Raw genomic sequence first — 14893 nt, 5'->3', positions numbered from 1 at the left:
GAAGCCTCTGGATAGAGCGGTCACGACTTGGTGACCGTGCGAGTGTGCAGGCCGCAACGTGAGTGAACGCCGAGCAAGCCTCGAAAAGACCGACGTGCAGGCCGACCCGACAGGGACATCGGGGAAGGCTGATATGGTTGGGTGGAAGAGCGAGACGACGCCCAACTGCTGCACCGGGGTAGTGGCGGCAGCATGTACACAAGGAAAGCGCACGCAACACGGGAAGCCCCAGAGCGTGATCAGGGATGATCAACCGGAGGCCCGTGAGGGAGAGCCGGGCGCGCTGGGGTGGCGGAGAGGCCCGTAGTACCGGTGAGGCCGGGTAATGCCGGCGGAGGGAAGGGGCCTCAGTTCAAGACGGACGCAAGACGCGGTGAGGGGCCGGAGATTGGGCGACCTATCAACTCCGAAGAGTGTCCAGAAGCTGCAGACGGCGTTACACGCGAAAGCGAAGGCAGAAGCGGGTTATCGCTTTTACGCGCTGCACGACAAGATCGGCCGCGGGGACATCCTGGCGCAGGCCTACGCCCAGTGCCGCTCGAACAAGGGCGCACCGGGAGTGGACGGCCAGGACTTCGCGGACATCGAGGCGTATGGCGTCGAGCGATGGCTTGGCAAACTGGCGCTTGCGCTCAGGGAGGAGAGCTACCGCCCTGATCCGATCAGAAGAGTGTATATCCCGAAGGCCAACGGCAAGCTGAGGCCGTTGGGCATCTCGACGGTGCGGGATCGGGTCTGCATGACGGCAGCGATGCTGGTGCTGGAACCGATCTTCGAGGCAGACCTGCCACCGGAACAATACGCCTACCGTGCCGGGCGGAATGCCCAGCAGGCGGTGGTCGAAGTGGACCGGCAACTGTTCCATGGCCACCCGGAAGTCGTTGATGCCGACCTCGCGGACTACTTCGGGAGCATTCCCCATGCCGAACTGATGAAGTGTGTGTCACGCCGGATCGTCGATCGACGCGTGCTGTGCCTGGTCAGGATGTGGCTGGACTGCCCGGTGGAAGAAACCGACGATCGAGGACGGAGGAAGCGTACGACCGAAGCCCGGGACAGCCGGCGGGGCATCCCGCAAGGCTCTCCCATCTCACCGCTGCTGGCGAACATCTACATGCGCCGGTTCGTGCTGGGGTGGAAGAAGCTCGGGCTGGAACGCAGCCTCGGAACGCGCATCGTGACCTATGCCGACGACCTCGTGATCCTGTGCAAAAAGGGCAAAGCTGAGGAGGCTCTGCGACGACTGCGCGAGATCATGAGCAAGCTGAAGCTGACGGTGAACGAGGAGAAGACACGAATCTGCAAGGTTCCGGAAGAGGAGTTCGACTTCCTGGGCTACACGTTCGGACGGATGTATTCGGCGAGGACCGGCCAGGCGTACCTGGGGCACCGGCCATCCAAGAAGAGCATCAAGAGCGCTGTGGAGAAGATCCACGCGCTCACTGACCGGGCGGGGACGTGGCAAGAGACCACAACGCTGGTCGGGCAGTTGAACCGCACGCTACGCGGCTGGGCGAACTACTTCCAAATAGGCGCCGTCAGCAAGGCGTATCGGGCGCTCGACAGCTACACTGCGGTGCGGTTGCGCCGGTGGTTGCGCGCCAAGCACAAGTCCAGACGGCAAAGGCGTGGGAGTTATCCACTCTCGCACCTCTACGGGCATTACGGGCTCGTGCGTCTGAACAGGCTTGGGCACGACGTGCCGTGGGCGAAGGCGTGAGTCTTGTCCGAGAGCCGGATGCGGGAGATCTGCATGTCCGGTTCGATGAGCGGGATGTGGAAACGGAGCCATGGTCGAACCAGTGAGGCTCCGCCAGACGAAAGAGGCGGGAACAGATATGTTCGAACCTAAAGCCACCGCGCCACATCTCGACTCTACCGATTTGAAGCTGAGTTGCTGATAGAGCCTGAAGGGCAGGGGCGGGGCAATCGTAAGATGCCGTCTGCAAGATCCGAGTCGGTATACCCGCCTGGGTTGATCTGCCCACCAACGCCTGTACCGCAGAAATCGGCGTTCGGCTGTCGGCGACCCATATCGGGCCGGACTAGGATCCGTCTGGGAGCCCGATTGAAGGGATTATGAGAACAAAAGTGGACCTCCGGTCGGGACTATGTCGGGACTCCTTGCATCGGAGCCCTTGGGCTGGTGCTGTTTCGTTCTCTTCGGCCCGGCAGAAGCTCCTTGCCAACCCACTGCAAAACCTCTAGGAAACCTGCGGCGTTCGGGCCGACGGGGCGTAGCGCAGTCTGGTAGCGCGCCTGCTTTGGGAGCAGGATGTCGGGAGTTCGAATCTCTCCGCCCCGACCAGCCCGGCAGAACACTGGAGAATCGGCCGAGCCATGCAGGCGCGCATCTATCGTCGTTCCAAATCCGCGATGCAGAGCGGCCGGGGCAAGGTCCATGACTGGGTCCTGGAATACGAGCCCGCGACGCCGCGCCGGCCGGAGCCGCTGATGGGCTGGGTCGCCTCGGGCGACACGCTGAACCAGGTGCAGCTGACCTTCCCGAGCAAGGAGGAGGCGATCGCCTTCGCCGAGCGCAAGAGCATCGCCTATTCCGTGCTGCCGGAGCACGAGCGCCGGGTGGTGCCGCGCAACTATGCCGACAATTTCCGCCCGCGGCCGCGCTGAGCGGATACGGCCCCGTAGCTCAGCCGGATAGAGCACCCGCCTTCTAAGCGGACGGTCGCTGGTTCGAGTCCAGCCGGGGTCGCCACCCTTCTCCCTCGTCAGAGCACGAAGCCGCCGGCCGCGAGGACGAGCGTCCCGCTCAGGGCGGTCCGCCCCGGCGGAGGGGGCCGGGACGGGTGGCCGGTCAGTCCCGCCTGACCCATTTCACCGGCACCACCCATTCGACCACCACATCCTCCATCGGCGGGGCGTTGTAGCTGTCGAGGGTGAAGTAGCCGGGGCTGGAGCCGCGGCGCAGCACCTTGACGAAGGTGCGGCCGTCGGCGAGGCGGACCACGACCTCGCGGCCGATCAGGCCGGCCGGATCGCCGGTGGCATCGGCGCGGCGGTAATAGATGGTCTCGCGCTCCATATAGCGCGGGAACATGGAATCGCCCTCGACGATCACCGCCACGGTCATGTCGTCGGCGCCGGGCGGGGCCTCGACCTCGTCGATCCGCTCCGACGACGCGTCGCCGTCGAACAGATGCACCTCGGCCCCGGCGCCGACCTTGCCGACCAGCCGCACGGCGCGGGGCGTGCCCAGCACCTCCAGCTCGCTGGCGCCGAAGGCCTCGGCCGCCAGCCGGATGTAGTCGGCGGTCAGCCGCCGCTCGCCGCGCTCGAGCTTGATCAGCTGGCCGCGCGAGATGCCCATGGCCTCCGCCGCCTGTTCATGCGTCCAGCCCCGGGCCTGGCGCAGCCGTTTCAGTCCGTTCCCCATTCTGGGCATTCTGGAAGATCGGATCGGGTTTGTCATTCCCCATTTCGGGAAATATCAGCTTGACTAATTCCCCATAATGGGGAATTTTCATCCTATGGCTTTGGTCCCATTTCATGCCACCCGAAGGCCGACCGAGATAATTCCGCGGCCCTCGCCCCGGCGACGCTGCTGGGCCTGAGGCTGGTGCCGCTGCGGCTCAGCAGCGCCGGCTGACCCTCCCTTCCGCACGGACCGTGGCGGCCCGGATGACCGCCCTTCCTTTCGGAGTTCGATCATGTCCTTCGCATCCGCGCTCGCCGGCCCGGCGGCCGGCCTCGCCCTTGCTTTGACCGCTGTCCCGGCGGCCCCGGCCGCCGCCCAGGAGGAGAGCCCCTGTGCCCCTTACGAGATCGTCGCCGCGGCGCTGAACGAGCGCTACCACGAGGCCCCGGTGGCGCGGATGCTGTCCGACCGCGGCTTCGTCATCGAGATCCTGGCCTCGGCCGACGGCACCACGGCCACCGTGCTCGGCATCCAGGCCGGCGGCACCGCCTGCGTGCTGGCGACCGGGTCGGCCTTCGCCCTGGTCGACCCGGCGGCAGCGCCGGCGCCGGGGACGGGCGCCTGATGGGCGGCGAAACCCGGCTCAGCGACCGCAGCCGGACGCTGTTCGCCGTCATCGCCGCCATGGCGGAGGAGGGGGCGGTGACGCCCTCGACGGCCGAGCTGACGGCTACGCTGCAGGCCGCCGGCCACCGGATCGGCAGCAATCCCGGCCTGATCAGCTACGAGCTGCGCCGGCTGCGGCGGGCCGGCCTGATCACCGTCATCGGCCGCCGCCGGCGCGTCTTCGAGATCGCCGCCACCGGCCAGCGCACGGTGCCGCGCCGGGCCGGGCCCAGCGCGACACGGGCACTGGCCCTGGCCCTGGCAAGGGGCCGCCTGCGGATGGCGCAGGCGGGCTGGCCGCGGCCGACCAAGGACAGCGCCGCCAGCTACGACGCGGCGGTGCGGCGCCGCGAATTCGCCAGGCACGAGCATCCCGAGCCATCCGGTCCGGTGGTCCGGATCGGCCCGCCGGCCCGGTGGTCGCCGACCGGCTGTGCCACGGCGATGATGGCCCTCTGGTGAGCGGAGGCGACCCGCTCAGAGACCGTTTGGAAATGCTACTGGCGCGGCCGTCTGACGGCGGTTTCTCCGTTTCCGGTGCTCACGGACCCAAACGTCCGCTGCGCTCCGGTTCTCGAAACCACCGCCATCCGACTCACGCCAGCGCATTTCCAAACCGTCTCTTAGATCCGCGCTGCCGCCGGGCCGCTGAAATGGGCCTCGCGGAAGGCGGCGAAGTCCCGGCGGAACTGCTCCAGCCCATAGGGCTCGGGCGGCTCCGCCGAGGCTCGGCGCGTGATCGCGGCCAGGATGCAGTCGTGGATCCGGTCCAGGCTGCCGCCGTCGCGCGCGATCCGCATGGCGCGGGCGATCCATCCCACCTCCAGCACCGAAGGCCGATGGCCCTCCTGCCAGTTGAGCAGATAGATGCGCAGCCAGGCGTGGATCGCCTCGGCCTGTCGTGGGGACTCAGTCATGCGACCTCCGGTCCTCCCACTAGTGCAAGGGGACGACGACGGATGTTGTTCCCGATCAAAGAGATGGAGGCGGCACGGATGCCCTCTCCATCGCGGAATTTTCGAAGGCAGCAGAGGGGCATGATGGCGCGACGCAAGATCGACCACGGCGGGGCGACTGCAGCCGGGCAGGAGATGCGGGAGACGCCCGAGCGCGCCCGGCATGCGGCGGGAATCGTCGACCGGCCGACCGGCACCGCGATCGGCGCCCCGGTCGGCCGCCTGGTGCAATCGCCGCTCGACCGGCTGGCGGCGCGGGGCACGATCAGCCCGCGCATGCATTCGGCCGGGCAGCGGCTGCGCGGCCAGTTCGAGATCGGCGTGCTGGGCGCCAGGGACCGCGACGGCGAGCTGCCGCCCGGTATCCGCGGCACCGGCGGGGTGCCGACCCCGAGCGAGGTGCAGCTCGAAACCCTGCGCGCCTACAAATCGGCGCTGCGCTGCCTCGGCGCCCATGTCGGCGCGGTGGTGGAGGCGGTGTGCTGCCATGAGCAGGACGTCACGGTCATCGCCGCCAGGCAGGGCCGCATCCGCGACAAGGTGATGGGCGTGCTGGAGGACGGGCTGAAGACCCTGGCGGACCACTATCGCCTGACCGGCCGCGACGATCCGGCGCCGGGAGGAGGGGAGCCGCGGTGAGGTCCCCGGCCCCGGGCCGTGGGGGCGTCGTGACGGGGCCTTGTCCCTTGACTGCGTTGGGAGCGGAGTGCCCTCCGCGAACATGGGCGTGGCGATCCGGAGGCCGGAGCCGCTGGATCGCCACGCCCCTGCGGGGCTCGCCGGAACGAGTGGACGCGCCGCCTGCCGTGAGGCCGGCGCTACAGCACGAAATCGCCGGCGACGAGGCTGACGGAGCCGTTGGTGAGCTGGATGTGGAAATCCGAGACGCCATCGCCGTCGACGTCGCCGGCGATGGTGGTGACGGCGCCGGCCATGGCATAGCGCAGTTGCCCCGCGACGCCGGTGAACAGGCCGGTGCCGATGAAGCTGAAAGCCTGGTCGCCGTCGGTGCCAGTGTCGGCGTCGATCGCCGCCAGGTCGATCCTGTCCCCATAGCTGAAATCGGTGATCCGGTCAGCGCCGACCCCGACCGCGCTGTCCGCCGTGGCGGTGAAGATGAAGCGGTCGGTGCCGGTGCCGCCGTCCAGCCTATCGGTACCCGCCCCGCCGCGGAGCACGTCATTGCCCCACTGGCCAGACAGCCGGTTGTCACCGGCATCCCCGCTGAGCGTGTCGTTGCCGCCGTTGCTGCCGCTAAGGTTCTCGATGCCGATCAGGGTGTCGCCTTGGGCGTCGCCGCCCGACGCGGTGCCGGCCGCGAGGTCGACCGTCACCCCGGCCGTGCTGGTGAAGTAGCTGGCGAGGTCGATGCCGGCGCCGCCGATCAGTTGGTCGGCACCCGCTCCGCCACGGAGCACGTCATCGCCGCCCTGACCATCCAGACGATTGGCACCGGCATCGCCGATGAGCTCGTTGGAGCCTTGGCTGCCGATGACATTCTCGATCGAAACGAAGGTGTCGAAGTTGGCGAAGCCGGTCGACAGATCCACCTGGAGGGATGTGCTGCTGGTGGCGTAGCTGATGGTATCGCTGCCGGCGCCGCCGTCGAGGCGGTCGGCGCCGACCCCGCCCAGAAGCACATCGTCCCCGCCCAGGCCCTGCAGCACGTTGGCGCCGGCGTTGCCGGTGAGCTGGTCGTCGCCCTGGCTGCCGTCGACATTCTCGATCGAGACGAGGGCATCGCCCTGGGCGTCGCCGCCGCTGCCGCTGCCGATGGCGAGATCGACCGTGATCCCGATGCTGCCGGTGTCGTAGCGGGCCGTGTCGGAGCCGGCGCCGCCGTCGAGGCGATCGGCCCCGGCGCCGCCCTGAAGCACGTCGTTGCCATTCCAACCCTGCAGCACGTTGACGCCGCCATCGCCGATCAGGGTGTCGACGCCCTGGCTGCCGGAGACGTTCTCGATCCCGATCAGGGTGTCGCCCTGGGCGTCGCCGCCGCTGGCCGCGCCGGTGGACAGGTCCACGACGATGCCGGCGCTGCCGGTGTAATAGCTGGCGGTATCGATGCCGATGCCGCCGTCGAGGCGGTCGGCCCCGGCGCCGCCGCGAAGCACGTCGTCGCCGCCCCAGCCGGCCAGCGTATTGGCGCCGGCGTTGCCCGTGAGGCTGTCGTTGCCCTGGCTGCCGTCGACGTTCTCGATCTGTTGAAGGATGTCGCCCTGGGCATTGGGGCCGGATCCGGTTCCGGCCGCAAGGTCGATGGTCACGCCGACGGTGCCGTCGAAGTAGCTGGCGGTGTCGCTGCCGTTGCCGCCGATGAGCCGGTCCGCGCCCGCCCCGCCGCGAAGCACGTCGTCGCCGGCCTTGCCGTCCAGGGTATTGGCGCCGGCGTTGCCCGTGAGGCTGTCGTTGCCCTGGCTGCCGTCGATGTTCTCGATCGACACCAGGATGTCACCCTGGGCGTTGCCGCCGGATGCGGTTCCGGCCGCCAGATCGATGGCCACGCCGACGGCGCCTTCATCGTAGCTGGCGGTGTCGGCGCCGACGCCGCCGTCCAGCCGGTCCGCGCCGGCCCTGCCGCGGAGAAGGTCGTTGCCGCCCCAGCCGGCCAGGGTGTTGGCGCCGGCATCCCCACTCAGCGTGTCATTGCCCTGGCCGCTGCCGGTGACGTTCTCGATCGACACCAGGATGTCGTTGACGACGCCCAATGCGGTGCCGGCGGCAAGGTCGACGACCACGCCATTGGCGCCTCGGTTGTAGTAGGTGGCGGTGTCGTTGCCGGCGCCGCCATCCAGCTGATTGCCGGCCGCCCAGCCGCGAATCAGGTCGTCACCGCCGCCCCCTTGCAGGTCGTCGCCGCCGCCGAGGCCGTCAATGACGTTGTTGCCGCCATCGCCGATCAACGTGTCGAAGTTGTAAGCGGTGCCGATCAGGTTCTCGATCGACACCAGCGTCACCGTCAGGTCGCCGTCGAGGCCGATGCCGGTCTGCAGGTTGAGATAGATGGACCGGAGATAGCCGCTGTAGTCGACAGCGTCGGTGCCGGCGCCGCCGTCCATCAGGATGGGTACAGCGACACCGGATGCGAGGCCGGAAGACAGGAGGACGTCGTTGCCGGCATCGCCATAGAGGCTGTCGGAGCCTCCGCCGCCGTCGAGCCTGTCGTTGCCCGCGGCACCGTGGAGCGTGTCGTTGCTGTTGGCTACGCCCGTCAGGATGTTGGCTTCGGCGTTTCCGGTGATGCTGCCCCCGCCGCGAACGTTCTCGACGCTGGTCAGGCGGACCACGCCGTTGATCGTGCCGGCGGCGAGATCGATCGTGCCCCCTGCTTCCACGGTGTCGTTGCCGGCCCCGCCGTCCAGTTGATCGAGCCCTGCTCCGCCGCGGAGCAGGTCGTTGCCGGCGCCGCCGACCAGCGTGTCGTCACCGTTGCCACCCTCGAGCAGGTTGTTGCCGGCATCCCCGGTCAGCGAGTCGTCATGGTTCGACCCGACGACATTCTCGATCCCGCTCAGCGTCGCCCCGCCGGAGGCGGTGCCCGTGGCCAGGTTCACCGTGACCCCGGTGGTACCGCTGATGGTCGTGTAGTACATCGTGTCGACGCCTGCGCCGCCCTCGATGACGTCGCCGGGCCCGTCGTCCAGCGTGCTGTCGGACTTGAACGGATCGACCGACAGCACGTCGTCGCCGGCACCCCCGATCAGATGGTCGATGCCTGTTCCCGCCCTGAGCACGTCGGATCCATTCAGGCCCGAAAGCGTATCGTTGCCGGCGAGGCCGTTGATGGTGTCGTTGCCATCCGGGGCGGGGAAATTCGTTCCGACGAGAGTGTCGTCTCCCGTGGTCCCGTTGAAGGTGGGCATGATGCTTCCTCTCCCGTTGGTATTGGCATTGGCCTGACTGGTGGCGCCCCTGGCCGCTACAGCACGAAGTCGGCGGCGACGAGGCCGATGGCGCCGGTGAGCTGGATGTGGAAGTCGGAGGCGCCGTCGCCATTGACGTCGCCGGCGATGGTGGTGACGATGCCGTCGGAGACATAGCGCAGCTGGCCGGCGACGCCCGAATAGAGGCCGGTGCCGATGAAGGTAAAGGCCTGGTTGCCTACGACCGCGGTGTTGGCGTCGATCGCCGACAGATCCACCCGGTCGCCCTCGGCGTGGCTGAAGTCGGTGATCTCGTCGGCCGCCCCGACCTTGCTGTCGCTGGCGGCGGAGAAAACAAAGCGGTCGCCACCGCCGCGACCGCGCAGCACGTCCTGACCGGTCCAGCCATTCAGCGCATTGGCCGCGTTGCTGCCGGTGATATCGTCGGCCGCGGTGGAGCCGGTGACGTTCTCGATGCTGTTGAAGGTGTCGCCCTGGGCCTCGCCGCCGCTGCCGAAGCCGGCCAAGAGGGTGACAAAAATGCGGACGTTTGAGGTGTAGTAGCTGGCGGTATCGCTGCCGGCACCGCCGTCGAGGCGGTCGGCCCCGGCGCCGCCCCTGAGCAAGTCGTCACCGCCCCAGCCGAACAGGATGTTGGCGCCCGCATTCCCGACCAGGCTGTCATTGCCCAGATTGCTGCCGGTGAGGTTCTCGATCGATACCAGGGTGTCGCCCTGGGCGTCACCACCGCCGGCGGTGCCGGCCGCGAGGTTCACCGTCACCCCGGCCGCGCTGGTGTACCAGCTGGCGGTATCGCTGCCGGTGCCGCCATCGATCGTGTCGGCCCCGGCGCCGCCCCGGAGCAGGTCGTCGCCGCCCCAGCCGGACAGGGTGTTGACACCAGCGTTCCCGATCAGCGTGTCGTTGCCCAGGTTGCTGCCGGTGAGGTTCTCGATGCCGATCAGGATGTCGCCCTGGGCATCGCCGCCCGCAAGATCGACCGTCACCCCGGCCGCGCTGGTGTAGTAGGTGGCGGTGTCGGTGCCGACCCCGCCATCCAGCGTGTCGGCCCCGGCGCCGCCGCGGAGCAGGTCGTTGCCGCCCCAGCCGGACAGGACGTTCGCGCCGGCGTTTCCGATCAGCGTGTCGTTGCCCCGGCCGCTGCCGGTGAGGTTCTCGATGTCGGTGAAGGTGTCGCCCGCGGCATCGCCGGTGCCGGTGCCGGCGGCGAGATCGACCGTCACGCCGGCCGCGCTGGTGTAGTAGCTGGCGGTGTCGCTGCCAGCGCCGCCCCTGAGATCGTCGGCCCCGGTCCCGCCCCTGAGCACGTCGTCGCCGCCACCCCCTTGCAGGAAATCGGCGCCGTCGAGGCCGTCGAGAACGTTGCCGAGGCCATCGCCGACCAGCGTGTCGAAGTCGAACCTGGTGCCGATCAGGTTCTCTATCGCCACCAGCGTGATATTGCCGGTATTGCCGCCGATGCCCATCTGCAGGTCGAGATAGATGTTCTGGCCGTACTGGCTGTAATCGGCGGTGTCGGTGCCGTCGCCGCCGTCCAGCAGATCGTTCGTTCCGATCGAGGACTCGACGAGGAGGTCGTCGCCGGCATCGCCGTAGAGCTTGTCGGAGTCGGCGCCGCCTTCGAGCCTGTCATCGCCGTCGCCACCGCGGAGCGTGTCGTTGTCGCCATAGCCGATCAGAGTGTTGGCCTGGGCGTTTCCGGTGATGGTGTCGGAGTAGTATCTCGAACCGCGCACATTCTCGATGCCGGTCAGCAGGGCTTGGCCATTGATCGTGCCTGCGGCCAGATCGATCGTTAGGTGGTCGTATCTTTCATAATAATCCACGGTATCGTTGCCGGCGCCGCCGTCCAGTCGGTCCAGCACCGCACCGGACCCAGGGACGCCGTTGCTCAGCACGTCGTCCCCGTCGCCACCCGATATGATGTCGAAACCGCCGCCGCCGTAGAGCGTGTCGTCGCCACCACCGCCGTCCAGCACATCTTCGCCGGCCTCACCGAACAGAATGTTGCGGCCGTTGTTCCCGGTCAGCGTGTCGGCGAGATTCGTCCCACGGGCGTTCTCGATCCCGCTCAGCGTCGCGCCGCCGGAGGCGGTGCCCGCCGCCAGGTCCACCGTGACCCCGGTGGCGAGGTTGAGGGCCACGTAAGCAATGGTGTCGTTGGCGCCCGCGCCGCCCTCGAACACGTCGCCGCCGCTGGGATCGGCGGAGAGCCAGTCGTCGCCGTCGCCGCCGATCAGATGATCGATGCCGGCCCCGGCACGGAGAATGTCGTTTCCGCTGCCGCCTTCGAGCGTGTCGTTTCCGTCTGCACCTTCCAGGATATCGGTCCCGCCCAGGCCCGAAAGGGTATCGTTGCCCGCGAAGCCGTAGATCTGGTCATCGTTGCCCGTTCCGGTGAGATCATCGTCTTCCGGGGTGCCGTTGATGATGGCCATGGTGATTCCTCTCCCGTTGGAATTCGCCTCAGCGCGGATCGGAGGCCGGCGGCGCGCAAATCGATTGGTTCAAATGGCTGCGAAAGTGGGGGCAATTTGACCCAAATCTGCGCCTTCGTGCCAGAGGATTGTGACATTCATCCCAGCCGGTGGATCCGTCCCAGTATCGCGGCCCGGCATCAGAAGACGACAACGACACAAGGACGCTCATGGGCCGCTCTCGGCCGGCCGGAGCCCGTCGCGTATCGTGTCCGCCTTTCTTGTTCTTGATGCGGCGGCACGTTCCGTGGTCAGGGGGCGGCCGCGATTGTACGATGGCCGGGCCTGTCGGAACGCATGGATGGCCAGATTGGCTGACAAAACCGCAGATGCAGTGCCGGCGCGATCGCGGAGCCGCGGCGCGCGGCGCCGGCACCGGGAGCTTGCCGTTCCCGGATATGCCAGCGGGGCCGATGCTCCGCTGCGAGCGACCGCCGATGCGCTGGAGCGCGCCCGGCACGCCCGGTCCATCGTGCTGGTCGAGGGGATCAGCGATCAGATCGCCGTCGAGACCCTGGCAAGCCTCCAGGCCAGAGACCTGACGCGGGACGGGGTGGTCGTGGTGCCGATCGGCGGCGCCCGGTCGGTGTCGAAGTTCCTGGCCCGTTTCGGGCCGGCCGGCGCCGGGCTGCGCGTCTGCGGCCTGTGCGATGCCGCCGAGGAGCGGCACTTCTGCCGCGACCTGGCGCGGGCCGGCTATGCGCCACCGGAAACACGCAACGATCTCGAACGCGAGGGGTTCTTCGTCTGCGACCGCGACCTGGAGGATGAGCTCATCCGCGCGGTCGGACCCGACGCCATCGAAGCGATCCTGGCGGAAGAGGGCGACCTCGCGGCATTTCGCACGCTGCAGAGACAAGCCGCATGGCGCGACGCCGGCTTCGGCGATCAGCTTCGCCGCTTCCTGGGGGCGGGCGCGCGCCGGAAGCTGCGCTATGCGAGCCTCTTCGTTCTCGCGCTGGACCTCGACCGCCAGCCCCGGCCGCTCCAGGGCGTCCTGAGCCGGGCTTGGAGACCGCTTGTAAATGCATCTGGTGCGGGGCCGTCGCGTTAACGAGGAGTCATCAGGGCGGGGGCCACTGGATGGCCACGCCCCTTCGGGGCTCGCCATGACGGGTCGATGTTTCGGGTTATACAAGCACCATAAACAATGACCGTCATCCCGTGCGCAGCGCAGCATGCAATGATGCGCTGCAGACACGGGATCTCTGTGAGATCGTGCCGAGATCCCGTACCTGCGCAGCGGCACTTCGCGCCGCAGCGCGCACGGGATGACGAAGTCAATATGTTCGACCCTTGGTATTGGCGGTATTTGTCGGCACCGGGCTCGACGGAGAGGTCGGGAGTCGACATAATTTGCGCTTAATTGAGTTGTCTGGTCCTGGCGTGGGACCGGCGGCCAAGGTCGACACGGCAGGGAGCCGTCGGCCGGAGCCTGCTGCCGCTGTATTCGAGCTGGATTTCAATTCGGGATAGGGAGAGCGACCATGGCGATCGCCGCACCGCGTTTCGGCACCGAGGGCAACGATACGATGACCGGGGAGATCCTGGTGCCGCAGCCCTCCGGGGACCCGGTGATCGATCCCGACTACTGGCAGGACGAGCTGCACGGCCTGGGCGGGAACGACACGCTTTCCGGCGTAGGGAACGACGACTGGCTCTACGGCGATGCCGGCAACGACACACTCTCCGGGCAGGCGGGCAACGACACGCTCTATGGCGGCGCCGGCGTCGACACGCTGATGGGAGGCGATAACGAGGATCTCCTGGTTGGCGGCGCCGGGGCAGATGTCCTCGACGGCGGTGCCGGCTACGACAGAGTCAGTTATGCCGGTAGCGCCTCCGGGGTCACCGTCGACCTATCCACCGGCTCGGCCACGGGCGGCGATGCCCAGGGGGACACGTTCACCTCGATCGAATATCTCACGGGCAGCGCGGCGGACGATGCGCTGACCGGCGCTTCCGGTATCATTGACGTGCGCGGAGGGGATGGGAACGACACGCTTCGCGGCGGAACCGGCGGCAGCAGCTTGTACGGCGATGCCGGCGACGATGTGCTGTCCGGAAGCTACAGCCAATATGGTGGCGCTGGCGACGATATCCTGATCGGCGGGAGCAGCCTTGATGGCGGCGCGGGCTCGGACTTTGCCAGCTTCCGCGGTGCCACGATAGGGGGAACGTTCCGTCTCGGGGATACCGATGTGTTCAGTCATTTTATCTCCATTGAAAATATAGATTGCGGTGACGGAAACGACACAGTATACGATTATTATGGAGACAATGTTATAAGAGGCTTTGGTGGTAATGATGTATTATATGGTTTCTTAGGAGGAGACACTTTTGACGGAGGAGATGGCATCGACACAGTTCGTTATACTTCCAGTGGAGCCGTGACGGTCGATCTCACGACCGGAGTCGGCAGCGGCAGCTACGCGGAAGGTGACACTCTGATCTCGATCGAGAACGTCTATGCCTATGCAGGCAATGACGTGCTCAATGGCAGCAATGCCGACAACACTCTCGACGGCCGCGACGGTGATGATCTCCTGCGCGGCGGGGCGGGCGCCGACAAGCTCGTCGGCGGCGTAGGCAGCGACACCGTCAGCTATTATACCAGCGCAGCCGGGGTGACGGTCGACCTGGTGACCGGCAAAGGCACGGGCGGCGATGCGCAGGGCGATGTCCTGTCCGGCTTCGAATACCTCAACGGCAGTCAATTCAATGACGCCCTCACCGGCCCTGGCTACTACACCAAGGCGCTGCGGGGCTGGGGCGGCAACGATATCCTCCGCGGCAGTGCCGACATCCTGGACGGCGGCGAAGGCCGGGATCTTGTCTCCTACTGGGACAGCCCGTACGGCCTGACCGTGAACCTGCAGACCGACAGCCGCTATGTCTCGATCGAGGACGTCAACGGCAGCCAGGGGAACGACAAGCTTTTCGGCAATGGCAGCGTCAACCTGCTGAACGGTTTCAACGGCAACGACACGATCGACGGCGCGGGCGGCCACGACCTGCTCGACGGCGGCGCCGGCAACGATCTGCTCCATGGCGGCAGCGCCATGGACCAGCTGACCGGCGGCGCCGGCGCCGACACTTTCATCTTCGTCACGACCACGGAAAGCCCGTCGACGGCGGCGGGCCGCGACCTGATCACCGATTTCAGCCATGCCCAGGGCGACAAGATCGACCTGTCGCTGATCGACGCCAACACCGGGGTCGCCGGCGACCAGGCCTTCACCTATCTCGGCACCGGGGCGTTCACCGGCGTCGCCGGGCAGCTGCACGTCTGGATCGACGCCGGCCAGACCATCGTCTCGGGCGACACCAACGGCGACAAGCTGGCCGATTTCGCCATCGCCCTGACCGGCATCCTGGCCCCGGTGGCCGGCGACTTCGTGCTATAGATCCGTGCGCCGGTGACCGGGATCAGCCCATCGCGTTCGCTTTTTGTTCTTGGCGCGACGCTGCGTCACGTGGCATAGTTCAGGCAGAGTCGAAGAGTTGCGGCCCCCCCCGGCCCCCCCCCGGGGG

At 67.5% G+C, this 14893-nt stretch carries 11 protein-coding genes and 2 tRNA genes; 9 read left to right on the top strand and 4 right to left on the bottom strand.

All coding sequences use genetic code 11. From position 1 onward, the window contains the following. Positions 1 to 388 precede the first annotated feature (388 nt). The 4 genes from ltrA (at position 389) to AAHM41_RS33315 (ending at position 2716) form a co-directional block, all read left to right on the top strand. A complete protein-coding gene (gene ltrA, locus AAHM41_RS33330; RefSeq protein ID WP_342240939.1) occupies positions 389 to 1720 on the top strand; it encodes a group II intron reverse transcriptase/maturase in 1332 nt (443 codons plus the stop codon). 511 nt (positions 1721 to 2231) lie between these two features. Then, a tRNA-Pro gene (locus tag AAHM41_RS33325) sits at positions 2232 to 2308 on the top strand. 32 nt (positions 2309 to 2340) lie between these two features. After that, complete coding sequence (locus AAHM41_RS33320; protein ID WP_088149529.1) at positions 2341 to 2631, top strand: ETC complex I subunit; 291 nt, start codon at positions 2341 to 2343, stop codon at positions 2629 to 2631. 8 nt (positions 2632 to 2639) lie between these two features. Beyond that, positions 2640 to 2716, top strand: a tRNA-Arg gene (locus AAHM41_RS33315). 99 nt (positions 2717 to 2815) lie between these two features. Here AAHM41_RS33315 and AAHM41_RS33310 read toward each other — a convergent pair. After that, on the bottom strand, positions 2816 to 3394 hold the full coding sequence (locus AAHM41_RS33310) for a LexA family transcriptional regulator (RefSeq protein WP_342240938.1): 579 nt from the start codon (positions 3392 to 3394) through the stop codon (positions 2816 to 2818). Between the two features lie 274 nt (positions 3395 to 3668). On the opposite strand from AAHM41_RS33310, the gene AAHM41_RS33305 reads away from it, so the two are divergent. Continuing rightward, positions 3669 to 4001 carry a hypothetical protein gene (locus AAHM41_RS33305; RefSeq protein ID WP_342240937.1) on the top strand — a complete coding sequence of 111 codons (333 nt, stop codon included), beginning with the start codon at positions 3669 to 3671 and terminating at the stop codon, positions 3999 to 4001. Further along, positions 4001 to 4504 carry a hypothetical protein gene (locus tag AAHM41_RS33300; protein ID WP_342240936.1) on the top strand — a complete coding sequence of 168 codons (504 nt, stop codon included), beginning with the start codon at positions 4001 to 4003 and terminating at the stop codon, positions 4502 to 4504. The genes AAHM41_RS33305 and AAHM41_RS33300 overlap by 1 nt, the downstream gene beginning before the upstream one ends. 161 nt (positions 4505 to 4665) lie before the next feature. On the opposite strand, the gene AAHM41_RS33295 is transcribed toward AAHM41_RS33300, so the two are convergent. Further along, complete coding sequence (locus AAHM41_RS33295; RefSeq protein WP_342240935.1) at positions 4666 to 4959, bottom strand: hypothetical protein; 294 nt, start codon at positions 4957 to 4959, stop codon at positions 4666 to 4668. Positions 4960 to 5079: 120 nt separating this feature from the next. Between AAHM41_RS33295 and AAHM41_RS33290 the strand changes: the two genes are divergently transcribed. Further along, the gene (locus tag AAHM41_RS33290; protein WP_342240934.1) at positions 5080 to 5637 is read left to right on the top strand and encodes a DUF6456 domain-containing protein; all 558 of its coding nucleotides are present in this window, start codon (positions 5080 to 5082) and stop codon (positions 5635 to 5637) included. A 179-nt stretch (positions 5638 to 5816) separates the two neighbouring features. Here the strand turns inward: AAHM41_RS33290 and AAHM41_RS33285 are convergent, their stop codons facing one another. Continuing rightward, a complete protein-coding gene (locus tag AAHM41_RS33285; protein WP_342240933.1) occupies positions 5817 to 8861 on the bottom strand; it encodes a beta strand repeat-containing protein in 3045 nt (1014 codons plus the stop codon). Between the two features lie 56 nt (positions 8862 to 8917). Beyond that, positions 8918 to 11320, bottom strand: a complete 2403-nt coding sequence (locus AAHM41_RS33280) for a beta strand repeat-containing protein (RefSeq protein ID WP_342240932.1) — start codon at positions 11318 to 11320, stop codon at positions 8918 to 8920. A gap of 349 nt (positions 11321 to 11669) precedes the next feature. On the opposite strand from AAHM41_RS33280, the gene AAHM41_RS33275 reads away from it, so the two are divergent. Together AAHM41_RS33275 and AAHM41_RS33270 are read left to right on the top strand one after the other, a co-directional pair. Further along, positions 11670 to 12413 (top strand): TOPRIM nucleotidyl transferase/hydrolase domain-containing protein, encoded by a 744-nt coding sequence (locus tag AAHM41_RS33275; protein ID WP_342240931.1) that lies wholly within the window; start codon positions 11670 to 11672, stop codon positions 12411 to 12413. 433 nt (positions 12414 to 12846) lie between these two features. Then, positions 12847 to 14766: a calcium-binding protein gene (locus AAHM41_RS33270; protein WP_342240930.1), complete on the top strand. Its 1920-nt coding sequence runs from the start codon at positions 12847 to 12849 to the stop codon at positions 14764 to 14766. The last annotated feature ends 127 nt before the right edge of the window (positions 14767 to 14893 follow it).

This window comes from Inquilinus sp. OTU3971 (assembly GCF_038440215.1).
This window is presented reverse-complemented; position numbering and strand designations above follow the sequence as displayed.

Coding starts and splice junctions, on each gene's coding strand:
- AAHM41_RS33280 (WP_342240932.1), bottom strand. CDS start 11,320: ATGGCCATCATCAACGGCACCCCGGAAGACGATGATCTCACCGGAACG.
- AAHM41_RS33305 (WP_342240937.1), top strand. CDS start 3,669: ATGTCCTTCGCATCCGCGCTCGCCGGCCCGGCGGCCGGCCTCGCCCTT.
- AAHM41_RS33285 (WP_342240933.1), bottom strand. CDS start 8,861: ATGCCCACCTTCAACGGGACCACGGGAGACGACACTCTCGTCGGAACG.
- AAHM41_RS33300 (WP_342240936.1), top strand. CDS start 4,001: ATGGGCGGCGAAACCCGGCTCAGCGACCGCAGCCGGACGCTGTTCGCC.
- AAHM41_RS33270 (WP_342240930.1), top strand. CDS start 12,847: ATGGCGATCGCCGCACCGCGTTTCGGCACCGAGGGCAACGATACGATG.
- AAHM41_RS33295 (WP_342240935.1), bottom strand. CDS start 4,959: ATGACTGAGTCCCCACGACAGGCCGAGGCGATCCACGCCTGGCTGCGC.
- AAHM41_RS33320 (WP_088149529.1), top strand. CDS start 2,341: ATGCAGGCGCGCATCTATCGTCGTTCCAAATCCGCGATGCAGAGCGGC.
- AAHM41_RS33290 (WP_342240934.1), top strand. CDS start 5,080: ATGATGGCGCGACGCAAGATCGACCACGGCGGGGCGACTGCAGCCGGG.
- AAHM41_RS33310 (WP_342240938.1), bottom strand. CDS start 3,394: ATGGGGAACGGACTGAAACGGCTGCGCCAGGCCCGGGGCTGGACGCAT.